This window comes from Parapedobacter sp. SGR-10, from assembly GCF_011030405.1.
Classification (GTDB): Bacteria; Bacteroidota; Bacteroidia; order Sphingobacteriales; family Sphingobacteriaceae; genus Sphingobacterium.
Map to the genome: position 1 here is coordinate 1 of NZ_JAAJTJ010000016.1, position 25,425 is coordinate 25,425.

At 43.5% G+C, this 25,425-nt stretch carries 24 protein-coding genes; 2 read left to right on the forward strand and 22 right to left on the reverse strand.

The annotated features are described in order from the left end of the window. Positions 1-82: 82 nt before the first annotated feature. From G5B00_RS11830 to G5B00_RS11865, 8 genes are all read right to left on the reverse strand, one after another. The gene (locus G5B00_RS11830) at positions 83-1,867 is read right to left on the reverse strand and encodes a tetratricopeptide repeat protein (RefSeq protein ID WP_240894475.1); all 1,785 of its coding nucleotides are present in this window, start codon (positions 1,865-1,867) and stop codon (positions 83-85) included. A gap of 22 nt (positions 1,868-1,889) precedes the next feature. Beyond that, positions 1,890-2,801, reverse strand: coding sequence for a PstS family phosphate ABC transporter substrate-binding protein (locus G5B00_RS11835; RefSeq protein WP_163875420.1), 912 nt, complete (start codon positions 2,799-2,801; stop codon positions 1,890-1,892). Between the two features lie 292 nt (positions 2,802-3,093). Further along, positions 3,094-3,972 carry an energy transducer TonB gene (locus G5B00_RS11840; RefSeq protein WP_163875423.1) on the reverse strand — a complete coding sequence of 293 codons (879 nt, stop codon included), beginning with the start codon at positions 3,970-3,972 and terminating at the stop codon, positions 3,094-3,096. A 33-nt stretch (positions 3,973-4,005) separates the two neighbouring features. Beyond that, the gene (locus tag G5B00_RS11845) at positions 4,006-4,563 is read right to left on the reverse strand and encodes an ExbD/TolR family protein (RefSeq protein WP_163875426.1); all 558 of its coding nucleotides are present in this window, start codon (positions 4,561-4,563) and stop codon (positions 4,006-4,008) included. Between the two features lie 12 nt (positions 4,564-4,575). After that, a complete protein-coding gene (locus G5B00_RS11850) occupies positions 4,576-5,235 on the reverse strand; it encodes an ExbD/TolR family protein (protein WP_163875428.1) in 660 nt (219 codons plus the stop codon). Between the two features lie 108 nt (positions 5,236-5,343). Then, complete coding sequence (locus tag G5B00_RS11855; RefSeq protein WP_163875432.1) at positions 5,344-6,174, reverse strand: MotA/TolQ/ExbB proton channel family protein; 831 nt, start codon at positions 6,172-6,174, stop codon at positions 5,344-5,346. A 411-nt stretch (positions 6,175-6,585) separates the two neighbouring features. Beyond that, the gene (locus tag G5B00_RS11860; protein WP_163875434.1) at positions 6,586-6,933 is read right to left on the reverse strand and encodes a translation initiation factor; all 348 of its coding nucleotides are present in this window, start codon (positions 6,931-6,933) and stop codon (positions 6,586-6,588) included. An 85-nt stretch (positions 6,934-7,018) separates the two neighbouring features. Continuing rightward, on the reverse strand, positions 7,019-7,897 hold the full coding sequence (locus G5B00_RS11865) for a diacylglycerol/lipid kinase family protein (RefSeq protein WP_163875437.1): 879 nt from the start codon (positions 7,895-7,897) through the stop codon (positions 7,019-7,021). 227 nt (positions 7,898-8,124) lie between these two features. Between G5B00_RS11865 and metK the strand changes: the two genes are divergently transcribed. After that, positions 8,125-9,378, forward strand: a complete 1,254-nt coding sequence (gene metK, locus G5B00_RS11870; RefSeq protein ID WP_163875441.1) for a methionine adenosyltransferase — start codon at positions 8,125-8,127, stop codon at positions 9,376-9,378. Positions 9,379-9,451: 73 nt separating this feature from the next. On the opposite strand, the gene G5B00_RS11875 is transcribed toward metK, so the two are convergent. The 7 genes from G5B00_RS11875 to G5B00_RS11905 all read right to left on the reverse strand — a co-directional run bounded on the left by G5B00_RS11875 (position 9,452) and on the right by G5B00_RS11905 (position 15,334). Beyond that, positions 9,452-10,384 (reverse strand): N-acetylmuramoyl-L-alanine amidase, encoded by a 933-nt coding sequence (locus tag G5B00_RS11875; protein WP_205966807.1) that lies wholly within the window; start codon positions 10,382-10,384, stop codon positions 9,452-9,454. Between the two features lie 15 nt (positions 10,385-10,399). Then, positions 10,400-11,500: a DUF3078 domain-containing protein gene (locus tag G5B00_RS11880; protein WP_163875444.1), complete on the reverse strand. Its 1,101-nt coding sequence runs from the start codon at positions 11,498-11,500 to the stop codon at positions 10,400-10,402. Further along, positions 11,490-12,245 (reverse strand): hypothetical protein, encoded by a 756-nt coding sequence (locus G5B00_RS11885; RefSeq protein WP_163875447.1) that lies wholly within the window; start codon positions 12,243-12,245, stop codon positions 11,490-11,492. The genes G5B00_RS11880 and G5B00_RS11885 overlap by 11 nt, the downstream gene beginning before the upstream one ends. 57 nt (positions 12,246-12,302) lie before the next feature. After that, positions 12,303-13,121: a glucosaminidase domain-containing protein gene (locus G5B00_RS11890; protein WP_163875450.1), complete on the reverse strand. Its 819-nt coding sequence runs from the start codon at positions 13,119-13,121 to the stop codon at positions 12,303-12,305. A gap of 12 nt (positions 13,122-13,133) precedes the next feature. Continuing rightward, a complete protein-coding gene (locus G5B00_RS11895) occupies positions 13,134-13,640 on the reverse strand; it encodes a glucosaminidase domain-containing protein (protein WP_163875453.1) in 507 nt (168 codons plus the stop codon). A 21-nt stretch (positions 13,641-13,661) separates the two neighbouring features. Next, the gene (locus tag G5B00_RS11900) at positions 13,662-14,297 is read right to left on the reverse strand and encodes an O-methyltransferase (RefSeq protein ID WP_163875456.1); all 636 of its coding nucleotides are present in this window, start codon (positions 14,295-14,297) and stop codon (positions 13,662-13,664) included. 107 nt (positions 14,298-14,404) lie between these two features. Further along, a complete protein-coding gene (locus G5B00_RS11905) occupies positions 14,405-15,334 on the reverse strand; it encodes a GDP-L-fucose synthase family protein (RefSeq protein ID WP_163875459.1) in 930 nt (309 codons plus the stop codon). 166 nt (positions 15,335-15,500) lie between these two features. On the opposite strand from G5B00_RS11905, the gene trmB reads away from it, so the two are divergent. After that, positions 15,501-16,157 (forward strand): tRNA (guanosine(46)-N7)-methyltransferase TrmB, encoded by a 657-nt coding sequence (trmB, locus tag G5B00_RS11910; RefSeq protein WP_163875462.1) that lies wholly within the window; start codon positions 15,501-15,503, stop codon positions 16,155-16,157. 35 nt (positions 16,158-16,192) lie between these two features. On the opposite strand, the gene G5B00_RS11915 is transcribed toward trmB, so the two are convergent. The 7 genes from G5B00_RS11915 to G5B00_RS11945 form a co-directional block, all read right to left on the reverse strand. Then, positions 16,193-17,665 carry an efflux transporter outer membrane subunit gene (locus tag G5B00_RS11915; protein ID WP_163875464.1) on the reverse strand — a complete coding sequence of 491 codons (1,473 nt, stop codon included), beginning with the start codon at positions 17,663-17,665 and terminating at the stop codon, positions 16,193-16,195. After that, positions 17,666-20,824 (reverse strand): efflux RND transporter permease subunit, encoded by a 3,159-nt coding sequence (locus G5B00_RS11920; RefSeq protein ID WP_163875466.1) that lies wholly within the window; start codon positions 20,822-20,824, stop codon positions 17,666-17,668. It abuts the gene before it with no gap. Positions 20,825-20,920: 96 nt separating this feature from the next. Then, entirely contained in the window at positions 20,921-22,081 is a 1,161-nt protein-coding gene (locus G5B00_RS11925) for an efflux RND transporter periplasmic adaptor subunit (RefSeq protein WP_163875469.1), read from the reverse strand. A gap of 344 nt (positions 22,082-22,425) precedes the next feature. Then, positions 22,426-23,394 carry a rhodanese-related sulfurtransferase gene (locus G5B00_RS11930; RefSeq protein WP_163875472.1) on the reverse strand — a complete coding sequence of 323 codons (969 nt, stop codon included), beginning with the start codon at positions 23,392-23,394 and terminating at the stop codon, positions 22,426-22,428. Between the two features lie 90 nt (positions 23,395-23,484). After that, a complete protein-coding gene (locus G5B00_RS11935; protein WP_163875475.1) occupies positions 23,485-23,721 on the reverse strand; it encodes a DUF3820 family protein in 237 nt (78 codons plus the stop codon). Next, on the reverse strand, positions 23,702-24,454 hold the full coding sequence (locus G5B00_RS11940) for a glycosyltransferase family 2 protein (protein WP_163875478.1): 753 nt from the start codon (positions 24,452-24,454) through the stop codon (positions 23,702-23,704). The genes G5B00_RS11935 and G5B00_RS11940 overlap by 20 nt, the downstream gene beginning before the upstream one ends. Before the next feature lie 2 nt (positions 24,455-24,456). Continuing rightward, positions 24,457-25,365: a glycosyltransferase gene (locus tag G5B00_RS11945; RefSeq protein WP_163875481.1), complete on the reverse strand. Its 909-nt coding sequence runs from the start codon at positions 25,363-25,365 to the stop codon at positions 24,457-24,459. Between the last annotated feature and the right edge of the window lie 60 nt (positions 25,366-25,425).

A 25,425-nucleotide genomic window follows, 5' to 3' on the forward strand; every position in this document is an offset into this window, starting at 1 on the left:
AAGAAATATATAATTACCTAAAAAAGCAATAGCCCGAGGTTTTGACCCTGGGCTATTGCTTTTTTAGCTATTAAGCTTTATGCTAGCTCTTCAGATATTCGATATATGCTTTCGCAAATTCGTCGTCTGGAGCTATTTTTACAGTCTCTTCGAAAGAAGCCAAAGCACTCTTGTAGTCTTCTTTGGTCACATGGAAATAACCAATATAGTTATAAGCATCTACCAAATATCCTCTTTCTGCTTCGGTCAATTCTTTGCCTTGCAATTGCTTGTCTTTCAACAATTGGGTCAACTGTGTGAAAGCCGGAACAAACAAGCCCTTGCACAATTCAGGAGTTTCTGGATTGACATTGTCCAGTGAAATATTGACATAACCTGTCAAATACAACGCTCCGGCTAGATATTCATCATAAACTTTCTGGTCGTTGGATTTGATGATGATATCAAATACCTTCAACGCATTCCTGAAATAAGGCATATAGGAAGCGGTATCTACCGGGGCAACATTTGCAGAATCAGCTCCTGCCGCCGCTGTTGCAGCATCTTTCTTCGCTACACCTGAGCGGAAGTTAGCGTTGCCCAATACATAGTTCGCCTCGTAGTAGTAATCCGTACCTTGCTGCTGTGCAGGCACACTCAAGATCGCCGCCGCTACCTCGTAGTTGCCTTGTTGGAAGGCCAACATACCGGCAGAACCGATCTCGGGCATAACTTCTGGATTTTTCTCTAATGCTTTTTTCAAATACGGAATACCTTTGTCCTGCTTACCGGTTTGGATATTAGCAAAACCTGCAAACAAATAGTCCAGATCAATCAAGCGGCTTGTATCAGCTTCTGCAAACAGTTTATCAAAATACTCGACCCCTTTTTCAAAGTCACCATCCTGATTCACTGCGATCAAGCCCAAGTAACGGTATACTTTTGCATCGACACCTGGTACATTGGACAATTGAAGAGCAACGCTTTTCAGCTCATCATACTGCTGTCCCCATACCAAGAAGTCAGCATAGCGAACATTTGCTTCAACAGATTTATCTCCCGTTACCTCAAGATACTTTTTGTAATAATCTACTGCTTTCTTGATTTCAGCTTCATACTTTGCCTTTTCCTCATCGCTATTGTCTGGAAACGTCTTTGCAAACTGCAATTGTGTCTCCGCCAATTCACGGTAGATCGGCCCAAAATTAGGATACTCGGTTGCTTTTTCCGTTAAGTTTTCCAAAGCCACATCGTATGCCTGTGCCCGACGCTGGATGACAGCCTGACCAACGTGTGCTCTTACCAGATTTGGATTGATATTCAATGCATCACGATAATTGACGTATGCCTGGCTCGCCTCATTTGGAATCCCACTGTAGGCATCACCAAGGGCTACCAAAATGTCCGGATCTTTCTGATTTTTGGCTCTAGCCTGTGTCAGGTAATCAATAGCCTTTGCATAGTCCGGCTTAGGCGCATCAATATAGGCACGTCCCACATAATACAATGGAAGGTAGTCTTTTTTGCCTAGTGTAGATGTAGCTGCCGTAAACTTTTGCTCAGCTTCAGCTGCATTACCCTTCTCCAGATCCACAATACCCAAACCGATCTGATTTAATTTTTCCTTCGGTGCATTGGTAACCCCTTGGTTAAATATAGTCGCTGCCGAATCAACTTTCTCGTTGATCAGATATATTTGACCTAGATAAAAGTAACTCTCTCCATCCTTTGGTTTTTTGGTTACCAAATTCTGCAGCATGTCTTTTGCCTTGTCATACTGCTCGGCCTCAATCGCTGCTTTTGCATCTTTCAAGCTCTGGGCATTTGCCGAACCGACAATTGCTCCGGCCATGAATAGACTCAAAAATAATTTACTTTTTGTCATCATCTTATTTACAATCTTATGTTATTTACAAATTTATTTCATCTCTAATGATAATCTCCCTACCCGGCATGGTCGCGGGCAAAAGACCTGATTTCAACACGATGCGTTGTCCTCTATCTCCGGTCATAAAGGCCGAAAAACCTATCCCAAGTCCCATATTGGGTTGGTAGTTCAACACATATATCGTTCGCTTCAATGGATACTCATCTGTCGAAAGGTTCGCCTGCGAAGGCAACACGTACCGTGATCTGCCACCTTCCTCGTTTAGCACGCTTAAGATACGAATTTTATCCATTTCTGTAAAAGAACTTTTCAAAGATAAGTATTGATTGTAACTTATAAAACCAATTTTATCTATTGTTTTTGCTACCTCTGTCAATACTTCTTCACTGCTGCTCAACGTCTCTACGTATGTGTTGGCCACCTTTTCGATCTTACCTCCCTCGACAAAATATCGAAGGATACTTGAGTTTAGATTGTCAAACACCAGCCTGACATTCTTTACCTTATTCCCTTTTAGTAATTCGATGACCTCGTCCACACGCATGCTTGTGTCCGCACTGCCCGTATTGGTCACAAGGACAATCCCGTCATAAGCTACAGGATAGATCCTCCCCGAGATAGACTTCTTTTTGAAGTGCTCCTTTTCCTCCTGCGAAAGCTCCCTAGCCATAAAAGCGATATGTGCTTCGCCTTTGAGCAGGGTGTTCACCGCCTGTACCTCCGGATTGGCCAATGTATTGATCTTGGCGTTGTAATACGAACTTTCAAAGACCTCTTTCTGCTCCAAAAACAAAGGTAGGATGGTCTCGTCCACACTGACCGGGAGCACTCCTGATAGGATATCGTCCTTTTTTTCCTTTTTCTGATTAGAATTACATCCTATCATCAAAAGGAAAACGAATAAAAGAACAATCGCATTCCATCCAACCTTCATGTCAATATGATTATTTTTTTTGTAAAAGGATTAAGACTTAACACTTTTTAACGCATGAAATTGTTCTGCCATAATCGTGCAAAGCGCATAAACGAATAAACGATCAATAAAATACCAAACATGTTTTTGTAAGCAGGATTAATCTCCAATGGAAAATTTTTCCAAAAGATAATCAAGAGCCCAAGCACAAAATAAAACAAGAACATGCACAGCCCCAAAATGGACAAAAATCGCTGTGTAGGCGATTTCTGTCCAAATTTATTATTTCTTGAGTTGGTACTAAACCCCATTCTTACATTTGCGTTAAGTCCAAACGAATAGGCAGGGTATAAGCGACACGTACCGGTCGTCCGTTCTGTATCCCCGGATTCCATTTCTCCGCTTTCTTCAACAGATTGATGGCCGCCTGACCCGTACCATAGGACAAATCCTTCAGCACTTTGATATCAGTCAATTCGCCATTTCTCTCTACGACAAATGAAACCGTGATCGTTCCTTTCACTCCGGCATCGATCGCTCCGGAAGGATATTGATAGTTATCAGCAATCCATTTTCTAAATGCGTCCATACCTTTTTTGGGTGATGGGTTGATCTCCACAGACTCGAATATACGGTCCCCTTCTCCTGTACCACCTTCTACACCTTTGGTACTACCCGTAGCCGAACCGGCCACATCTTTAGTACCCCATTTTCCTTCGGTCGTGATGCTTCCACCCTTCATCCCCTTCATGGCCACAGGACCAATCAGTTTCTTCTTATCCGTAGCTTCTTCCGTAGTAGCTACTTCCACCTCTTCCACGACCTTTTCTTTGGGCACTGGTTTGATCTCGGGCAAGGCCACGACATCCAGTGCAGGCTTAGACTCGGCAATCCGCGGAGCCTCTTCCTGTACAGGTGGCTTTTCTTCTTCTTCAGGAAGCTCTGGCAAGTCCTCCAAGGTCAGCTCTTCGGTGAAAGCAATCTCTTCCTTGGGAGGTTCTGAGCTCTTGAACAGCTTCAAGTTAAATGCCTGCGGAATACTGAACGCTGCTACGGCTACCGTAACGATAAGTAGCGCCGTATTCGTAGCTTTGGGGCCCAGCTTGCGCAACTCGTACGCACCATAGTCCTTATTCCTGTTTTCGAAGACCACATCAAGCCACTCGCTCTTGAATATATTTAATTTAGACATATCTTTTCTATTTTATGACAATACGTATAACCATTAATCGTTATATATATTCTCTTTTTCCAATAGCTCAACCTCTTCTTTCATGATGCGGTTTGATATCATATAGCGCTTGATGTCTGCGATTTTCATTTCGTCTAGTGCATCGATGATATTCCTGGTAACGGACTTTTCACTTGGACGGATGACCACGATGACATCTTTACCGCCTGTTTGTTGGGGTACCTGAGCTTTTACCTGTAATAAAACGGCCCGCAAACCATCCTTGCCATAATCCACCACTGTAGGACCTTGGAGCGGATTGGTTACGACTCCTTGATACCACACCATCTTATTATCAGAGCCTAGTACTAGTGTGACACTCCGGCGCTCATCGATATCTACCTCATCCTTTCTGTCTGTCTCCACATTCTTGTCCGGCATGGCCACGTCCATGGCTTGCGGTTTGTTCAAGGAAGTGGTCAACATAAAGAAAGTGATCAATAAGAATGCCAAATCCACCATCGCTGTAAGGTCGACCTTACCACCATTCTTCTTGGCTCTTACTTTCCCGCCTTTGCCTTGTTTACCGGAATCTTGATTTAATTCTGCCATTTGCTTTTAATGTTATTGATCAGCCGATTTAAGTCCAGTCACAAAACTAAACTTATTCTGCTTCTGGTTACGTAACGTTTCGATGATCAAGTTCAAACTTGGAAACTTCTCATTCGCGTCTGCTTTAATTGCTACAGTCAGCAAATCGATATCGTCCGGATCCTTCCCTAGCTCAATTGCTCTGTTCTTCAATATCTTAGCAGACGATAGCCTTGCTTGTTTCACCCAAGAAGACAACTCGTTCGTCAGATTCGTAGTTGAATCCACCGGAATTCCCTTCTGAACCGTAGCCCTTGTGGCAGGATCCATCTTCAAAAGTTCCTTCATATTACGGATAGGAACTCCGAAGTCTTCCATACCTTGGAATTGGGTTTGTTCTTCAGGCGTAAACTCTATACCGTAGATACTACCCATACTTCTCAATGTCTCTACACGAACGTTTTGGTCACTCATGCTGAAGAATACCTTCCCCTCGTCACCTACCGTAATAATAGCCAGGTTGGCATCGGGAAGCTTCGCTTGGGAATACGAGGGTGCCGTATCGACAGTCAATGTCTCGGGTTGTCTCGCTGTTGCTGTAAGAACGAAGAACGTAAGAAGCAAGAAAGATACGTCACACATCGCCGTCATATCGATCGATGTACTGGCTCTTTTTACTTTTGCTTTTCCCATTTCTTTTAATCTTTATAAAATGAACAACTCTATTCTCTTTCCTTAATGATGCTCTGCCGAATCACTTTCCATAAAAAAAGTGAGATTATTTTTTCGGCAGCAACGATCTTACTTGTGGTTTGCCGCGTACGTCTGTACGATAGAGAAGCCGGCTTCGTCGATAGAGTAAGTCAATTTGTCGATCTTGGCGGTCAAAATATTGTAGAATACGATCGCAAAGGTTGAAGTTGCGATACCTGTAGCCGTATTGATAAGGGCCTCAGAGATACCGTTTGCCAACTTAGCTGAATCGGGAGCACCACCTGTCGCCAAGGCCGAGAACGCCCGAATCATACCTGTTACCGTACCCAATAGACCTGTCAATGTACCGATAGAAACCAATGTAGCCAGTACGTTAAGGTTTTTCTCCAACATAGGCATCTCCAATGCTGTAGTCTCTTCGATCTCCTTTTGGATAGCCAAGGCTGATTTTTCTGCATCTAAGCCAGGGTTAGCCTCTACGTCTTTGTATTTCAACAAGCCTGCCTTGATGACGTTGGCAACCGAACCTTTTTGTTTGTCGCACTCTGCGATAGCTGTATCGATACCTCCTGTCTTCAACAATGACTGTACCTTTCTGACGAAGTTGCCTACATTACCGGTACCTGAGGCCTTGTTGATCACGATAAAACGCTCGATAGAGAAAACAAATACCATCAAGAATAAACCGAGAAGAACAGGCACGATGGCTCCTGCATGATAAACCATCCCTAAATAGTTACCTGGTAATGGTTGGTTTTCTGGATTATTGTCGATAAAGTTTGATGGATTACCCATTACAAATTTATACACGATAAAACCGATCACTAGACAAATAATGATTGCTAAACTCGCAAATAAATTACCTGAATTGCCACTTTCTTTTTTTGCTGGGCTGTTAGTTTTTGGTGCGTTTGCCATTTTACTAATTTTTAGATTTTTACTTTGTTTAAATTATTATTGTTAATCCTGTTTATATGCAAAAACTGTTACTTAAAAACTGACGTTTCCATAACAAATATACCATTTTGGAATAAAAGTCAAATTTTTTTGTAATTAATTTGAAAGCATTCTCTACATTTTTTCAAAAGAGGATGAGCATCAGCGGCAATCATATCCTCCCTGTACGTCTTTGGACTCATAGCTCTCATTTCCGTACCAAATATTATGCAATAAAAACCATTTTTTTTCTGATATGCAAATTAATGAATCGTTAAATGTTAAAAATAAGTAAGCATTCACTCATATTGAAGTGCGACACAAAAACGACATAGACCTCAATTTTCCCTCATAAAACGCTCGGAACGACCTCTTTAGTATCAGATAAAAAATTTATCCATGCATTTTGACTCCATATCCATTGATTTTCAAGTAGTCAAATATTTTTTGTTTGAAGTCTCCTTGTATCAAAATCTCCCCTTCTTTGGCACTTCCCCCTACGCCACATTTCTGCTTCAATATTTTTGCTAATGCTTGTAGATCTTCATCCGAACCCACAAATCCTTCTACAATAGTCACTGTTTTACCTTTCCGCGCCTTTCTGTCCAACAGTACTTTGAGCTTTTGTTTTTCGTTAGGGATCGTTTCTGTCTCGATATATTCTTCGGCCTCTTGGTAAGAAAAGTCAGCATCAGTAGAAAATACGATACCCTCAAAGCGTTGTTTTTTTTGTTTTGCCATGTTTTTAGTTGTCAGTAGTAAGTTGTCAGTGGTCAGTAGTAAATTGAAAGCCTATTGCCTGGAGCTTAAAGCCTACTGCCTACAATTAACAAATAATCTTTAACGACCCCGGCTGTACCCGGATATGCAAATCTCCTTCAATATTCAGAGGCTCTCCATCGACATGCACCGGACCGTGATCCGTTCTTCTGATCTTTATATCCTTGCCGGGAATGATTTCCACATATTCGGACTGATCTACCGAACGATTGAACAAGTGGAATACCATCATCGGTAAGATATACAAGGGGAATTTCTTGACAATACACACATCCAACACGCCATCGTTGACCGAAGCATTGGGTGCAATATAAGCATTGTTGCCATATTGCGGTGAATTGGCAACACTGATCATAAAGGCTTCTCGCTCACACTCGTCTCCGTCTATGGTCAGCTGGTATCGACATGGTTTGTATTTGCCCAATACATTGATGACCGTCCGAAGATAGCCTACAGGACCCCGCAACTGCTCATTGGCAAACTTGTCACTCACAGAAGCATCAAAGCCCAGACCGGCAATATTGAAAAATGGATGTTCATTGATTATACCGGAATCAACCTCCTGTACATCAAACCGATTAATACGTCTCAGTGCAGCAGTCTCATTCAGCGGAATCCCCAGATAGAGGGCGAGTCCATTGCCCGAGCCTTCGGGGATGATACCTAAGGGTATATCACTACCAAGCAGAGCCGAACCAAGTTCATTGATCGTGCCATCTCCCCCCACAGCCACCACAGCATCGTAACCATCCGCTATGGCCTGCTTGCCAATTTCATAGGCATGGTTTGGTCCCGTGGTCTGTTGAAAAGTCGGATGAAACCTCTCCAAATCCAATACCTCCAACACGGTCTTCTTAAAAGCCGTTTTCTTTTTGCCGCCCGAAATAGGGTTGATGACAAACAGTATTTTCTTCTGCTCCTGCATGGATATTCACTGACTAAAATGTAAAGATATAATTAACTTTTATTAATTCAGAAAGAGTTGTAGCTTTGTGGCGACAAAAAGTGGATTGATTTGCATTTTACTGCAAAAAGTAAAGAAGGAGATTGCAACCACGAAAAAAAAGTGCTAAAAACCGCTACAAACATCTGTTTTTCACTTGTTACGCTCGTACGCGCTCTCCATCCTTCTATAATTTTTTAAACATTCTTATGGCATACTTATTTACTTCCGAATCTGTATCTGAAGGACACCCTGACAAAATCGCCGATCAAATATCGGATGCACTGATAGACAATTTTCTGGCTTGGGACGAAGATTCCCGCGTAGCCATCGAAACCTTGGTAACGACCGGTCAGGTCGTCCTTGCTGGAGAGGTCAAGTCTAATATTTACCTTGACGTACAAAAGATTGCCCGTTCGGTGATAGAAAGAATAGGCTATACTAAGTCTGAATATATGTTTGAAGCCAATTCCTGTGGCGTGCTTTCGGCTATACACGAGCAGTCAGCGGACATTAACCAAGGTGTGGATCGCAAAACAAAACAAGATCAAGGTGCCGGAGATCAAGGCATCATGTTTGGCTATGCCAACAACGAAACAGACAACTATATGCCATTGGCCTTGGATCTATCACACAGGTTGCTGTACGAACTAGCAGCCATCCGACGTGAAAATAAGGAAATCACCTATTTGCGGCCTGATGCAAAATCGCAGGTCACACTGGAATACAGTGATGACCATAAGCCTATCCGTATCGATACCATTGTCATCTCTACACAGCACGACGAGTTCGGTTCGGAAGAGGAAATGCAGAAAAAAATTGCCGAAGATATCAAGAGCATTTTAATTCCTCGCGTCAAAGCACAGCTAAAACCTGAATTGCAAGCGCTATTCAACGATCAGATCAAATACCATATCAATCCTACGGGCAAGTTCGTCATAGGGGGGCCACACGGGGACACCGGACTGACAGGTCGCAAGATCATCGTGGATACTTATGGAGGCAAAGGAGCTCACGGAGGCGGGGCCTTCTCGGGCAAAGATCCTTCAAAAGTAGATCGTTCGGCAGCATATGCTACCCGGCACATCGCCAAAAACCTCGTGGCCGCAGGTATAGCCGACGAGATCCTCGTGCAAATTTCCTACGCTATCGGTGTCAAAGATCCAATGGGTATCTATGTGAATACCTACGGCACGAATAAAGTTGGTTATTCGGACAGCGAAATAGCAAAAAAAATAGGTGAACTGTTTGACATGACTCCTTATAGTATCGAAAACCGTCTAAAACTGCGTCAACCCATATATTCGGAAACAGCTGCATATGGACACATGGGTCGTACACCACGTACGGTCGTCAAAACGTTTGAAAGCTCTACAGGAGAACAAAAGCAAATGGAAGTGGAATTGTTTACATGGGAGAAACTGGACTATGTAGACAAGATCAAAGAAGCTTTTGAAAAGTAGATTATTTGTTATAATTATGAATTACCAATTAGGAAATTATTCATTCTCAATTCGTAATTCATAATTTTCCTTATTAATAATACTTTCGATACAGGTCGTACAAAACAGCCCTGTCGTACGAAGTCAATATGGTATCGACCTCCTTGTTAACAATAAACTTACGCTTGAAGGCACGAATAGCTGCCCCAAGATTGCTGGTGTCATATCCTATGATCTTAAGAGCATCCACTGGGTTAAAATTAGCAGGGGGCTCCAATAGGTAATCTTCATTATACCATATCCCAAAGCCCCTCTCGGCAAGCTTCTTCCACGGGAAAAAAGCATTGGGGTCATCTTTGCGCGTTGGAGCGACATCAGCATGACCTATAAAATTCAGTTGTGGAATGTTATACCGTGTCTTTAGGGTATCCAAAAGCACCAATAAAGCTCCAATCTGTTGCTCCGGAAAAGGCTCCCTTCCGTTATTGTCCAATTCAATACCTATGGATACCGAATTGAGATCGGTGACTGCTCCCCATTTTGAACGTCCGGCATGCCAAGCACGTTCATAATCATTAAGCATTTGGACGATCTGGCCGTCCTTTCCTACGACATAATGTGCACTGACCTGTGTATGTTCCAATTGGAATGTACGTATGGTCTGGGCTACACTATTTTGTGAGGTATGATGGATAATGACAAAATTAGGTTTGCGCAGATCATAATGAATAGCACTGGCCCAATCAGCCTGTTTGTATATCCCGCTTCTCTTTTGCTCAGCAAGTCGCTCTTCCGGCGTCAATAGGGGAGCAATTGGTATCAAAGAGGTATCCAACAGTGGTATGTCTGGTTTTATCGTATCCTTTACGACTTCTTGTACAGCCTGTTGGAGAACAGCTGTATCGACAATAATCCGTCCGGGCAGTGGTTCCTTTCCCTTCAGCTCCACAGTCGTCGTCTTCCTGGACACACAACTTGCCATGAAGAGCAACAAACCAACGACCACAAGAAAGGAAAAATTTCTCATTATATCCAACTACTACTATCTTGGTAGGGCAAACACCATGCCCAATGCCAATGCCTGGCTCCACTGTACCTTCGCTTTGGGTGCATCATCCGGCTTCCAACCATTGTCGTATAGCATGATACCTGTCAAAGTCACGTTTACCAATTTCGTCACTTTTGCCGACAATGTGACGTCGAGACGATGATCTGGATTTTTCAGCTCCTTGTAGTCGGCAAACATATTGTAACGGGATTTGAGATTCAGATTGTCCGACAGATTTCTGTCAAGATTGGCTGTAATCTGAAAAGCCAGATCATTTCGGATAGTATAACCGGGATCAAGGCCAAACTTCTTCTGGTCAGCAGTTATCGGTGGATTGTCGGGGTAACGCTCAGCATATTCATCTATCGTCAAAGGCTTGGATTTGGAGTTGATCATCAAGGTCTGACGAGCTGTACCGGTACCGAGCCGTAGCGAAAAGGTCTTGTCAGGCTTGTACTCCAAACCAAACGATTCGGTGAAATATCCGGGCCCCATAAAAGCGGTTTGAACATCTTTTACCCTTTCCTTGGTTTCTTCTTCTCCGGTCTCCGGATTGGTTTCCTTGTAGGACATATACGCATACCCTACATCAAACTGCGACTCGAAAGTAAGGGAAAAGAACAAAGCCCATTTGGCCGAAATCTTGTGGGATAGCTTATTGTCCCAAAAAATCCGGTCGACATTTTTTTTCGCCAGCTGCTTATCGTTCTTGATTTTACCGTATTTCAGATCCACTTCCGACACGAAATTGAAATTATTGCGGGTATAATCGGACTTGTGCCATAAAGTACCTCCCAACGAAAATGAATTGACTCCCCCCGCACTCCAGTTTTCGCTAAACGAGGCTTGATTGGCATTGATCCCAAACTTGGTCCAATGTTTCCAATAATTGACCTCCAAACCCAATTTGGGTATAGGTACCTGAATAGGGTTGACCTGTATTTTAGAGACGGTATCCTGCTTAGTCAATGTGGTCTGAGGTTTGTCGCGAAGATCTCGCAGATTCTCCTGAGCGTATACACCACAAGCAAAGCAAAGTCCTAAAAAGACACCTAGTACGTGTTTATAGTCAATCAATTCTATTTTATTTTTCATCAATTTCTATTTTCATTAAGTCCGGCAACGGCTTATAGTACGGATTTATCTTAAACTGTTCGTATTTTGAAAGAATATATCCTGTCATCTGATAAGAATTTGCCATCTGTACAAAGGTATAGGATGGTCTGTACCTCAACATAAAATTGTCCAACAATTCGCCATCCAATCCTGTGACATTTTTGACCAACATTCTTGAAAACTTCAGATCGATCATATTCTCCTCATATTCTTTCTGAAAATAAGCCGTCAGCTTTCGCGCATTTTTTCCCTCCTTACTCAGCAAATTATATATTGTGCCGATACTCAGGCCTGCTCCATTGGGCCCTACCGAAAAATAATCTCCCGGATCGGCAAGTTTATACGCTTTTGCATAATCGATCCGCCGTTGTGCCAGTATCTGATCGGGACTTTTTTTCGCAACAACCGTGACCGGCTCAATGTATATCGATGTTTTCTCCAAATAAACCACCATCACCTGCTCACCCTCGTATACTAAGGTGTCGCTTTTATATTCTTCCCGCTTGGCAATCAACACATCCCCTTTTTTCATCGCAAGGTGAAACTCCCCTTTCGCATTATTGAAGACATTTGCCCCGGATGTATTGTTTACCAACAAGACTTTGGCTACACGCTGACGGGTATCCTTGTCCAAAACCAAGCCGGCCACTTTCTGCTGTCCCATTGCAACAGCACTCAGCAAAAATAAAAAGAATGCACAGAAAAAGCCGACAATTGTGTTCACAATTGTAAAACTACATTATAGATTGATGACTTGAATACTATTTAACAACTTTTAAAGCTATTTTGTGATGACCAATAGCTGTCCTATGGACAGATTATCACTTTCCAGACCGTTTAGCTGCTTGATTTGTTCGATTGTAACATTGTATTGACGACTGATACCATACAAGGTTTGCGATGCCTTTACCTCATGGATGACCATCGCCACCGGAGGCTTTATTTCTTCGGTCTTGGCGACCTGCTGGGTCTCTTCTTTTACTTCGATGATGTTTTCTACAACCTCTTCTCGCTTTTCTTTCTCCACAATCGTCTCTCCCCGGTCGTATCGGTACAGTTCGTATCTTTCGATAAGATCAACCAATAGGTCGGGATAGCGGGGATTGGTGGCATACCCGGCTTCTTTCAAGCCTTTGGCCCATCCTCTATAGTCATTTTTGTCCAATGTGAATAACTTTTCGTACCGTTTTCTCAACAGAAATTGAGAATGATCCTTAAAGGACTGCTCTGCATTATCGTACACCCGAAAACAATCGTTTGGGTTGTCATCGGCGCGCCTGACACTCCTTCCATTCCAAACTCCGCCACACTTTATCCCAAAATGGTTGTTTGCCTCTCTGGCCAGGTAGCTATTACCATTGCCTGATTCCAATAGGGCCTGTGCCAGCTTGATACTGGCCGGTATGCCATATTGGTTCATCTCACGGATGGCAATATCTTTATATTGATTGATGTAGGCCTGCCCCGAAAGGGATACACCAGAGGAAGAGTTTCGCTGTGTGGAGGTCTTAGACGGTGGATTGGACGTCCTTCCTCGCTTGGTCGCACAGGAGGAGAACAATGTAAGCGCTACCAATAATGCGAATAATGATTTTACCATAAATTATGAATACTAGTTGACCGCCTCCTTATCATACTCATCCAGATTGTACCTGTCTATAGTAGAAAGTACTTTATGTCTCCAATCCTTTGTGACCGAATAGCCCGACCTGGCTATGGCCAAGGTCCACGCCTTGTAATCTGTCGCGGACTTTTCATTAAACAAGGGTTGTGTGGTTCTCTTTCTTCTCAGCAGGCCAACAAAATCCCTATAAGAAGCCAATGTAGACTCGTAGCCTTTGTATGCCGACCGGATTGCCTTACTGTTGTTTTTACCTTTGATGCCGAAATGATTGTTCAGATGTCTAGCGATCCGGCTATTGCCATAGGCACTCTCATGGATCGCTACGGCTAATATGACTGACGCCGGAACACCGGTCTCCTGCATGAGCTGTTGTGCAACACTTCGGTACTCCTCAATATAGCTGGATGGCGTAAATTTCTTTTGCCCAAATCCCAACATGACTGCACATACACAACATAGGAAAGTCAACAATAGCTTACATAACGATTTCTGCATATTCTTTTTTTTAGTTCAACCTTACTTTTTGCGTAATACAAAAAGCCCATCTCTAATCGGGAGGATCAATTTTTCCATACGCTTGTCCTCCGCCAATGCATGATTTAATTCCAAGACCTGTTTAGTCTGATTATCCGGGTTACTATCAAAAACCTTGCCTTTCCACAAAACATTGTCTACCAACACTACACCTCCGGGGGGGATACGATCTATCAGCATATTATAATAGGTCAGATTTCGTTTCTTGTCTGCATCGATAAAGACCAAATCAAACATTCCTGCTATCGTCGGGATGACCGTTATAGCATCACCAATGTGATAGTGTATCCTGGAGCCATAAGGTGACTCCGCAAAATAAGCTGAAACCCGTTCTTCCTGCTCTTCGTTGATATCTATCGTATGAATCGTACCATCTTCCTGCAAGCCTTCCGCCAGACATAATGTAGCATAGCCCGTAAATGTACCGATTTCCAAAATCTGTTTTGGCCGAACAAGCTTACTGACCATGGACAGCACCCTTCCCTGGTAATGTCCGGACAGCATGTGCGGCATGGTCTCTTTCAGATAGGTCTCCCTATGTATCTTTTTCAGCAACCCGTTCTCCTCATCACATGTCTCTTCCAAATAGGTACTTAGCTGATTTTCACACTGAATCATAACGCAAAAATAAGCAACTTATTTTAAAATGTCAGATTTCGTTTTTTGTCTAGGGTTTAAAATGTCGGCATCAAAAGACGTAAGCTCTTACGTCTCTACATTATTTTCTATAAATTCTTGATCTTAAAATCCTCATACGCCAATCGGATGCCTTCTTCCAAAGGGATTTTATGTCTCCAGCCTAGACTGTGGATCTTGGACACATCCATCAGTTTGCGCGGTGTACCATCCGGCTTGCTACGGTCAAAGGAAATGTCCCCTTCATACCCGACGACCTGTTTGATCAGCAAGGCCAAATCTTTGATAGGGATATCCTCGCCAACACCTATATTGACAAATTGGGGTTCATCATAATACTGCATCAAAAATACGCAGGCATCCGCCAGATCGGACGAGAAGAGAAACTCTCTAAGCGGCGTACCTGTACCCCAAATCACCACTTCGGACACACCGTTTTCTTTAGCCTCATGAAACCGACGGATAAGTGCGGGCAACACATGCGAATTTTGAGGATGGTAGTTGTCGTTGTAACCATACAGGTTGGTCGGCATGACCGATATAAAATTACAAGCATACTGTGCACGATAGGCTTCGCACATTTTAATACCTGCGATCTTTGCGATGGCATAAGGTTCGTTCGTGGGTTCCAGCGTGCCGGTCAAGAGATATTCCTCTTTCAAGGGCTGCGGGGCCATCTTGGGATAGATACAGGAAGAACCCAAGAACATCAATTTCTTGACACCATGAACGTAAGATTGGTGTATGACATTGTTTTGTATAGCCAGATTTTCGTAGATAAAATCGGCCCGATAGGTATTATTTGCGACTATTCCGCCCACCTTTGCTGCTGCAAGGAACACATATTGAGGTTTTTCTGATTTGAAAAATTCCGCTACAGCAGCCTGATCCCGGAGATCCAACTCCTGGGATGTACGGGTTACGAGATTTTTAAATCCTTCTTCTTGAAGTTTTTTCAAAATAGCAGAACCGACCATCCCTCTATGACCGGCAACATATATCTTATCTTCCTTTTCCACGGATTAAGTGTATTGATTGTTGCAAACTTAGATAAAATCGGACAAACTTCCGAAGTCTTGAAACAGCGAAACCCTCAACTTTGCCTTTAAAAATATAAAAATAAAGTTAAACTTCAGAAGTCTTTGAACAGAAAAAATAACCTATTTTTGCAGCTCAATATGGATTATGGGCAAGGATAAACTAAGGAAATTTGCAGAGGTGGCTACATTCAAAAATGTAGTCCAACTAGACGCCGGAAAAGAATACAAAGGACGGTGGGCTTCTACGTTTTTTGGAAACAACAAGCCTTTGGTCCTCGAACTGGCTTGTGGAAAGGGTGAGTACACGATCAATCTGGCCAAGATGTTTCCCGAAAAGAACTTTATCGGCATCGACTTCAAAGGCAACAGGATATGGCGCGGTGCAAAGACAGCCTTGGAAGAAGGGATTGACAATGTCGGTTTTTTACGTATTCAGATCGAGACCATTCTCGAGCATTTTGCCGAAAACGAGGTGTCTGAGATATGGATTACTTTTCCCGATCCACAACCACAGGATAGCCGGGAGAAAAAAAGATTGACGAATCCGAGCTTTTTGGCAAAATATAATCGCATTCTTCAAGGGGGTGGCATTATGCACCTCAAGACGGACAACGATGGCTTCTACGCCTATACGTTGGAACAAATCGCGTTACAAGAACTCCCCAAACTAAAGGAAACAACTGACCTATACCAATCAGATTTAGTGAACGATGTCCTTGCTATCAAGACATACTACGAGCGTAAATATCTGGCGGAGGACAAGAACATCAACTACGTGCAATGGAAGTTTGATAAATTATGAATAAATAATATCATAATTCTATAATTCGTAATTATCTACTCCCATCCCCCACCCAAAGCACGGTACAGGTCGACAAAGGCTTCGAGTTGTTCGCGTTTGAGTTCGACCAGTGCAAGGTCGCTGTTGAGGGCGTTACCCTGTGCAGTGATGACTTCCAGATATGTTGCATACCCACTTCTAAATAATAGGTTGGCATTGCGGACGGCGAGCTGGGCATTGTCCACCCTTTGTTGGGCAAGAGCCAGTTGCTCACGTTGCTTGTCCACGGTGACAATAGCGTTCGACACTTCGTTGACGGCTTCCAATACCTGCTTTTGAAGGCTTATTTCAGCCTTATCCCGCTCCAATTTGGCCACTTCGTATTGTGTTCGGAGTGTTTTGTTTCGAAAGATCGGAGCTGTCAATCCTGCACTGACATTCCCAAGCAACGCACCAGGAATATTGAACCAATTTTGTGGCAACATGGAATTTACACCCAATGCTCCTCCTAAGCTCAATGAAGGATAGCGCATCGTTTGCTGAATATTCACTTTTGCGTTAGCCGCAATAAGCTGAAACTCTGCACTGCGTATATCCGGACGATTGCGAAGAATGTCCAATGGCGCACCTAGGGATATAGGTGGTTCGCCCGTAGTGCCAAAGATATGTTCCACATCGCGACTGCGATTGACAGCATCGGGCAACTTTCCGGACAGGATACGCAATGCATTCTCCTGCAATATGATCTCTTTTTCCAGCTCGGGAACAAGGGAGGCGGCCAAAAGCCGTTGGGATTCAGTCTGTTGAATGGCCAGCGCTGTAATTTCTCCCGCATCATATTGCAATTTGATCATACGAATGGTACTGTCATTGAGCATGACATTTCGCTTGGCCACCTCTATTTTTGCATCCAAAATCAGTAGATTAAAATAGCCCTTGGCCACCTGCGCAATGAGATTGGTCTGTATAGCTTTTCGTGCTTCGTCGGTATCCAGATACTCGGCCAATAGCTGGTCTTTCCTATTACTGATCTTGCCCCAGATATCCAGTTCCCAACTGAAGTTGAGCTGTGTCCCAAACTGGGACACATAGGTAAACCAATCATCAGGTGCATCTGTCTGCTTTCGATCATACCATCTGGAAGCAGGGTTAGAGCCAAAGTCTCTAGATCGCCATTGTTTATTGACCGTGGCAATGTCCATATCGACCGAAGGTAGGTAGTTTGCTTTATTTTGCAACAATTGACGGTTGGCGATCTGTAAGTTGAGTAAGGCCGTCTTTACATCATTGTTGTTTTGCAGAGCCGTATCGATAAGATCTTTCAATATAGAATCTTGAAAAAAATCCCCCCAATGTACATGTGCCATTCCGGCCGTATCTGCTGTGCTGTCGATAACGTCTCCCCTATACTTTTCGGGAAGATCCAGATCTGGCCTGCTATACCGATGACCAACCTTACAGCCCTGCACGACAAGGAGGACAAAAACAGCTCCTACGGCCAATCCTTGAATACTTTTCCATTTTATCATTTAATCTTCCTCCTTATTTAACATGGCTTTCACTTTTTCGTCAAGAGTCTTAAATACCACAAACAAGACGGGAATAATAAATACGCCAAAGGTCACACCAAACAGCATACCGCCTGCTGCACTGTAGCTGATCGAGTGGTTGCCGATAGCAGAAGGGCCCACGGTCCACATCAACGGGATCAAGCCCGCGACAAAAGCCAAACTGGTCATCAATATAGGACGCAGCCTAAGTTTGGCTCCATTGACCGCAGCATATACAATAGTCTGTCCCCTCCGACGTTCCTGTACAGCAAACTCCACAATCAGTATAGCATTCTTGGCCAATAATCCGATCAGCATGATAAGACCTACTTGTACATAAATATTATTTTGTAATCCAACCAGAGCAATGCTCAAGTATACACCTATCAACCCGACAGGTACAGACAGCAGTACTGCCCATGGCAAGATATAGCTTTCATATTGAGCGGCAAGCAGAAAATAAACAAACAAGATGCTCAATGCAAAAATAAGCACAGTCTGGGATCCTGAACGACTTTCTTCAAAACTGATTCCTGTCCATTCATAGCCGTAATTACCGGGAAGCCTGTCTTCAGCCAACTGCTGTATAGCTTCCATAGCATCGCCGGAACTATATCCTTTCGCCGGTGTAATATTGACCGAAATAGCATTGTATAGATTATAGCGGGATACGGTTTCAGGGCCGACGACTTTTTCTAGTGTCAGCACCGTACTGACAGGGACCATCTTGCCTTCATTGTTACGGACAAAAATCGAATTGAACGATTCCGGATCCTTTCTAAAGTCAAAATCAGACTGTACATACACCCTGTATTGACGGCCAAACCGACTAAAATCCCCTGCTTGCACACGGGCAAAGTAAGTACGGATCGTGGACATCAGTGCATTGATGCTCACACCCAAGGATTTAGCTTTGACTACATCGATATTGACTTCATATTGTGGGAAGTTGGCTTTGAAACTGGTATATGCTGTTGCTATTTCCGGCAACTCGTTGAGTTGATTGATAAAGGTGTCCGCTATCGTATTGAAATCACGGATATCTCCACCCATACGATCCTGCAAGACCATCTCTACCCCGGCAAAATCTCCAAATCCCTGCACGGTAGGCCTTGGATACACAGAAAAACGGGCCTCGTTGATTTGCGAAAGATCTGATCGTACGCTATCCATAAAAGCCTTGATATCTTTTGTCTTTTTCCTATCGGCATGGGGCAGCAGGTTGATATAACCTGTAGCAAAAGCCGAACTGGAACTTCCTTCCAATGCATTATAGCCCGATACAGTGGTCATACCCAAGATGTCTGCACGGTGTTTTAATATACTGTCTGCACGATGAAGCACTTCGGTGGTACGAGCCAACGAAGCTCCGGGAGGCATGGCCAACACATAGGTAACAAAGCCATCATCTTCTGTAGGAATGAAACTCTTGGGCGCTCTGAGCATCAAAATCACGCCAATAACTGTTATCACACCCAATCCTAACCAGGCTATTGTTTTACGTTGGATCAAAAAGTTGACCGCAACAAGATACTTGGAGGTCACCCGCTCAAAAGAGGTATTGAAGTTTTCGAAAAAAGCGATCTTAAATCGTTGAAATTTACTGTGATTTTTCTTTTCTTCTTTTCTACGAGCTGTAGGACTTTTGAGCAACAAGGCACATAATGCGGGGCTAAGTGTCAAGGCATTCAGTGCCGAAATAAGGATAGCCGTAGCTAATGTATAAGCAAACTGTCGGAAAAATATCCCCGCCGGACCTTCCATAAACCCTACCGGAAGAAACACAGCGGCCATGACCATCGTAATGGAAAGTATAGCGCTTGTGATTTCGGACATGGTGGACAAAGTAGCCTCTTTTGCCTTCATGCCCGTACTTTGCATTTTATGGTATATCGCCTCCACGACGACAATCGCATCATCCACAACGATACCGATGGCCAGTACAAGAGCAAACATGGTCAGTACATTGAGCGAAAACCCAAACAGCTGCAAAAAGAAAAATGTACCGATCAAAGATACCGGAATGGCTATCGCTGGTATCAAGGTAGCTCTCACGTCCTGTAGAAAGATAAAGACAATGATAAAAACCAGTATAAATGCTTCAAATAAAGTGTGCTTGACCTGATTGATCGATTCATCGATCTGATCCCGTACAGAATATGTGATTTCGTAATGAATACCTCTGGGAAAAGACTTGGCCTGTTCTTCCAACACCTTACGCACAGCGACATCAATATCATGGGCATTGGATCCGCTTGTCTGTGTGATATTGAGCGTAAGTCCCGGATACCCATTGACCTTATTGTCGCTGCTCAGATTCGTTGCACCGAATTCAATCCTTGCAATATCCCTTAGATACAGGACCGATCCATCTTTATTGGTTTTGACAACGATATTCTGAAACTCCTCCGGCTGGGTCAAGCGCCCCTTGTGCTTGATGACGGTTTCAAAAGCCTCTCCCGAGGTCTCCCCAAATCTTCCCGGAGCAATCTCAAAATTCTGATCCTTGATGGCATCCATGACATCCTTGGGGATCAAGTTATAAAGTGCCAGTTTTTCGGGATTGAGCCACAGCCGCATAGCGTAATCCCTGGCTCCCAACCGAGATACCTGAGCCACTCCGTCTACCCGCAGCAGGGGACGCATGAGATTGATCTGTGCATAGGCCTGTAGAAAGGTCTCGTCATAGATCGTGTCTTGATGATCCGAATAGAGGTTGATCGTCATGATCACACCACTCTGCCGGGGCATGACGGTGATGCCCGATTCATTGACTTCAGCAGGAATGGCGCTGGTAGCCTTGGATATCCGGGTCTGTACATTTACAGAAGCAATTTCAGGATTGGTTCCCGTCTTGAAGAAGACCTGTACCGAACCTGATCCGGAATTGGAGGAAGAAGACTTGATATAAGTCATGTTTTCAACCCCATTGATAGCTTCCTCTATGGGCAAAAGCACACTGGTAGCCACTGTTTCCGCATTGGCTCCCGGATAACTCAATGAAACAATAACGCTAGGCGGTGCTATTTCGGGAAACCGGGAAACCGGGAGCATGACAAGGCTCACGAGCCCCAATATGACCAGTAGAATAGATACGACTGTAGCGAGGACAGGTCGGCTGATAAATTGTTTGAGCATAGTAATGAATAAGTAGTACTGCCGTTCGTCGGATAAGTTTAAAAAACCAGACAAACAACACCTGCAAAAAAATTATGTATCCGTTTTTTGAGAATACTAAATAGGTGTAATAACCGATCCGTCTGTCAATTTATCAAAGCCACTGACTAGGATACGCTCTCCTGCACTTAACCCTTCCGAGACAATGTAGTTGGCCTTACTCTTACCCGAGATCGTAATATTTCGGCGCTGTACGGTATTATCTTTATTGACGACAAATACAAAAGTCTTATCCTGTAAATCGCTAATGGCAACCTGTGGTATTTGGATAACTTGTTTTTTGACCTCGGTTACCTTGAGCGTTCCGCTGCTTCCTGATCGCAACATATTTCCCTGATTAGGAAATGTGGCACGTAATGAGATGGCGCCGGTCGTCCGATCTACCTGTCCATTGACAGCATCGACAATCCCTTTTTTCGGATACTCTTCACCATCGGCAAGCACGAGCGTGACGTCTGGGAATGTCAATTTCTTGTTTTCATTGTATTGCACACCATGGATACTATCTTGATGGGCCTGCATCTTGGAAAAATACAGATAATCCGACTCACTCATGGAAAAATAAACATAGACTTCCTGCACATCGGACAGATAGGTCAGCGGCTCTTTGTCTCCTTTGCCGACCAGATTACCGACCCTTTTGGGTATGCGTCCGATATATCCACTGACTGGTGCGGTGATGGTCGTAAAATCCTTGTTGATCTGTGCACTTCTTACCGCAGCCGAAGCTTGATCCAGTGTAGCTTTGGCCACTTCATAATCGGATTGTGCAGCAGCCAATTTGACTCCCGAAATAACATCGTTCTCTACCAGAGGCTTCAGACGGTCTATTTCGAGCTTGGCATTTTTGAGCTTTGCCTTGGCCACTTGTTCCGTAGCGATCATGTTATTGAGATTTTCCTGATATGTAGAAGGGTCGATCTTAAACAGCTTTTGCCCCTTTTCGACATACTCACCTTCGTCGACATAGATCTCCTGCAACAGCCCTTCTACTTGGGGACGTATCTCTACATTGACTTTACCCTCGATATTACCGATATAGTCTTTGACCGTGACCGCATCCGAATACGCTACTTCATGGACGGGAAGGGCCAGTGGTTTTGTTGTATTTTCTTTTTCTCTTGATACGCCCGATAAACAATTGGTCAATAAAATGGATGTTCCTAGCACGCCTACAATGCCTATGATGATGGTTATTCTCTTCTTCACTTTATACATGTATCTCTCCTTATTTTCCTTACTTCTTTTGCAACTTTTTTGTTACTGTTAACGTGTTACAACAGACAATTATTATGCCACTTAACAAAATTTAAGGTTTTTTAGGAACTACAGGTAGATAGCGTAGATAATAGAGGGTGTCTCAAAAGGTCTGGCAATTCATATAATCGTCATTTCGAACGAAGAGAGAACCGAGTGAAACGAGCTCTCCGCAGGAAAATCTATGGATGAATTAGAATTAACTAATTTTCAACAAGTTGAAAAGCTGCTTAGCCATAGATTTCTCCTCGTACCTCGTCGAAATGACGGTATGATTGGCTTTTTAGACACTCTCGTTCAGAAGTCTAGTTTACAAACTTCTTGTGCTTCCGTTTCGATATTTTCTCTACGTTTACCGGTTGTGGCAACTTCACATAATAGCCTGTTCCGTCGTAGGGTCGTTTGCGTGGGTGTGATTTACATTCTTCCGAACAGCAACCGTCCATTTTCCAACCGCACTCGTCACACTGGGTGAAATGTTCATTGCACTCCGGATTGGCGCAGTTGATCATCTTTTTAGTGGTTGTACCACAATTTTTACAGGTAGAAACGACTGTTGGATTGACGGAGTTAACCGGAACAGTGACACGATTGTCAAAAACATAGCATTCGCCTTCGAAATCCTTCCCCCCCGCTTCCTTTCCATACTTGATGATCCCCCCATGGAGCTGATAAACCTCTTCAAAACCTTCTTTCAACAATAGGGCCGAAGCTTTTTCGCATTTGATGCCACCCGTACAATAGGTCAATATTTTCTTTCCTTTATATTTTTCAAGCTCTTTGACCTTTTCCGGAAATTCACGGAAGTTTTCGATATCCAATGTTACCGCGTTTTTGAAACGGCCAACACTATGTTCATAGTTCGAACGCACATCCAATACCACGACATCATCACGGTCTTTCATTTCCATGAATTCTTTTGGCTCGAGATGCTTTCCCGTTTGTTTGTTCGGATCGATCACTTCGGGGTTTCGCAAACCCGAATGTACGATCTCAGGTTTGTAACGACAATGCATCTTAATAAAGGAGAGCTCGTCCACATTGTCAATCTTAAAATCTGTCTTGGCAAATCTTGGATCGGCGTGTACGGCATCCATATAGGCTTTACAGGCTTCCGATGTACCCGATACTGTACCATTCAAGCCTTCGTTGGCAACGATGATACGTCCGACCAAACCCAGTGATTTGCAAAATTCCAAATGATCAGCGGCAAACTGTTCCGCATTTTCGATAGGGCTGTAGCAATAGTACAGCAATGTTTGATATTCTGCCATAAGTCATTGATACCGCTGCAAACGGCGTTTAATGTTAAAATTTCGATGGGCAAAGATACGAAAAAAGAAAGAGACAAAAATTGATGGGCATCACTTTTTGACAAGAGGTTTCAATAAATATTCCAATCCGTTGATCTTGATCTCATATAACGTAGCAAGTTGCATACCCAATTTTCCCGGAGGGAAGCCCTTATTGTGAAACCAGGCCAGATAAGGTTCGGGTAGACGGTACAAAGGCCAATCCTTATATTTACCGAAAGGCATTTTGTTGTTTGCCAATTCGATCAGTATCTCGGGGTTGAATAGATCATTCTCTTGTTTTGCCATGTGAAATGCGGTGTTTGATCAATCGAAATGCAATAATGATATGGTTGAAAAAGTTTGGCAGAAAGCCGTAATATTTGTTAAATATCTGATATCTTTCTTTGAGACTTAGGCGATGTCTTTTTTGCGACATGCCGCCTACGAGATACCTCACGATGTAGGCATGCACATTTTGGGTTGTTTGAGCTTTTTTTGCCGCCCGAATGACCCAATCTATATCTGCACTCAATTGGTATCGCAGATCGTACGGTTCGGCAATACTTCGGCGGATATATATAGCTTGATGGCAGATATTCATGCCATACCGAAACGATTTCCAGTTAAATGTCTTAGGGGCTTTGTGCCTTCTATCGCCTATGATACGGCGTTGTTCGTCGACTAACTTGGTCTCGCCATAGATGATATCGGCACCCTTGCCCTTGTCTACCACGTACTGTATGGTGTCTTTGTCAAACAATTCGTCCCCCGAATTCAAAAAGAGCACATAATCCCCCGTCGCTACGGCCAGTCCCTTGTTCATCGCATCGTAGATTCCCTTGTCTTTTTCGGAAATCAGCATAGTAATATGCTCTTTGTAGCGCTCGATAACGTCTAGCGTACCATCCGTGGAAGCTCCGTCAATAATAATGTATTCTATAAACGGATAAGTTTGGCCAACGACCGATTGGATGGTGTATTCGATATCTCTGACATTGTTATAGACGATGGTGATAATGGATATTTTGGGGTCTTTCACTATTATTTTCTTTTATTACGCCACAATTTCAAGCCAAAACGCACAGCTCTTTGCAAAATATTGCCTTTTCGATGCCTGTAAAAATGTTTAATGGACTCATAAGCCACTCTGTGTTCTTCAATCTTGTCGGGAAAATATGTAACGGCTTCTTCTGCCAGCATCACACGGTACATACTGTCATTGTCCGAATGTGTTCCGGAGCCATCTGTTCCGATATTCTGTATCATGGAATGCCGTGGATACAATACCAACCCTCCCTGATTGAAGATGGAAAGATACCAGCGTATAGCCCATGAATTGATCTTTCCGGCTTTGAATGCATTGATCTGCTTCCAGAAATTTTCGCTGTGGTCAATGCTAAAGCGTTTGATATCTTGCTTTGAAAAATCAGCTGTGAGCGCGTAGATATCGGCATTGAAGTCTGCCCAAGCCCTTTTCCACGTAGCCCACCCCCAACTGTTGGCAACCCGAAAGAAAAAAGTTTCGGGCAGTTTCTCCACATTTTTGACAGGGTACATATAGCCGCTGATCTCCATGACCCGCGCTTCCTGCTCGTACCGATCCAATCCATCATTAAAATAGCGTAAGCCATAGGGGGAGATTTCCAGATCGTCTTCCAACACGATGGCCCGTCCATACGCATTGACCACCTTGGTGACTCCGTCGATGATATTTGCAGCAAGCCCCCAATTTTTCTCTCTTTCGACAATAGTGATCGTCTTGAAAGCCCAGGGTTCTCTCAAAATCGCCCGCACCTCATTGACCTTGGCAATAGCCTCTGCATCTTTGGCTCCATCGGAGAAAACAACCAACTCAGACTCAGCAGCCTGTTCGGCTTTTTCCAGCGCTTCTATTGTTCTCCGCGTGTGGAATGGCCTATTGTAAACAAAAAGGGCTATTGGAGCAATCATATAAGACCGATGCTGAATGTTTTTTTAACAAAGATAATGAGTATATACCTAAAAGGCCAT

What these genes read in the sequence shown, in the direction of transcription:
- G5B00_RS11860 (WP_163875434.1), bottom strand. Translation starts at nt 6,933, where the DNA reads ATGGCAAAACAAAAAAAACAACGCTTTGAGGGTATCGTATTTTCTACT.
- G5B00_RS11845 (WP_163875426.1), bottom strand. Translation starts at nt 4,563, where the DNA reads ATGGCAGAATTAAATCAAGATTCCGGTAAACAAGGCAAAGGCGGGAAA.
- G5B00_RS11850 (WP_163875428.1), bottom strand. Translation starts at nt 5,235, where the DNA reads ATGGGAAAAGCAAAAGTAAAAAGAGCCAGTACATCGATCGATATGACG.
- G5B00_RS11925 (WP_163875469.1), bottom strand. Translation starts at nt 22,081, where the DNA reads ATGTATAAAGTGAAGAAGAGAATAACCATCATCATAGGCATTGTAGGC.
- metK (WP_163875441.1), top strand. Translation starts at nt 8,125, where the DNA reads ATGGCATACTTATTTACTTCCGAATCTGTATCTGAAGGACACCCTGAC.
- G5B00_RS11840 (WP_163875423.1), bottom strand. Translation starts at nt 3,972, where the DNA reads ATGTCTAAATTAAATATATTCAAGAGCGAGTGGCTTGATGTGGTCTTC.
- G5B00_RS11915 (WP_163875464.1), bottom strand. Translation starts at nt 17,665, where the DNA reads ATGATAAAATGGAAAAGTATTCAAGGATTGGCCGTAGGAGCTGTTTTT.
- G5B00_RS11830 (WP_240894475.1), bottom strand. Translation starts at nt 1,867, where the DNA reads ATGATGACAAAAAGTAAATTATTTTTGAGTCTATTCATGGCCGGAGCA.
- G5B00_RS11895 (WP_163875453.1), bottom strand. Translation starts at nt 13,640, where the DNA reads ATGCAGAAATCGTTATGTAAGCTATTGTTGACTTTCCTATGTTGTGTA.
- G5B00_RS11930 (WP_163875472.1), bottom strand. Translation starts at nt 23,394, where the DNA reads ATGGCAGAATATCAAACATTGCTGTACTATTGCTACAGCCCTATCGAA.
- G5B00_RS11890 (WP_163875450.1), bottom strand. Translation starts at nt 13,121, where the DNA reads ATGGTAAAATCATTATTCGCATTATTGGTAGCGCTTACATTGTTCTCC.
- G5B00_RS11880 (WP_163875444.1), bottom strand. Translation starts at nt 11,500, where the DNA reads ATGAAAAATAAAATAGAATTGATTGACTATAAACACGTACTAGGTGTC.
- G5B00_RS11900 (WP_163875456.1), bottom strand. Translation starts at nt 14,297, where the DNA reads ATGATTCAGTGTGAAAATCAGCTAAGTACCTATTTGGAAGAGACATGT.
- trmB (WP_163875462.1), top strand. Translation starts at nt 15,501, where the DNA reads ATGGGCAAGGATAAACTAAGGAAATTTGCAGAGGTGGCTACATTCAAA.
- G5B00_RS11875 (WP_205966807.1), bottom strand. Translation starts at nt 10,384, where the DNA reads ATGAGAAATTTTTCCTTTCTTGTGGTCGTTGGTTTGTTGCTCTTCATG.
- G5B00_RS11945 (WP_163875481.1), bottom strand. Translation starts at nt 25,365, where the DNA reads ATGATTGCTCCAATAGCCCTTTTTGTTTACAATAGGCCATTCCACACG.
- G5B00_RS11920 (WP_163875466.1), bottom strand. Translation starts at nt 20,824, where the DNA reads ATGCTCAAACAATTTATCAGCCGACCTGTCCTCGCTACAGTCGTATCT.
- G5B00_RS11855 (WP_163875432.1), bottom strand. Translation starts at nt 6,174, where the DNA reads ATGGCAAACGCACCAAAAACTAACAGCCCAGCAAAAAAAGAAAGTGGC.
- G5B00_RS11935 (WP_163875475.1), bottom strand. Translation starts at nt 23,721, where the DNA reads ATGGCAAAACAAGAGAATGATCTATTCAACCCCGAGATACTGATCGAA.
- G5B00_RS11865 (WP_163875437.1), bottom strand. Translation starts at nt 7,897, where the DNA reads ATGCAGGAGCAGAAGAAAATACTGTTTGTCATCAACCCTATTTCGGGC.
- G5B00_RS11835 (WP_163875420.1), bottom strand. Translation starts at nt 2,801, where the DNA reads ATGAAGGTTGGATGGAATGCGATTGTTCTTTTATTCGTTTTCCTTTTG.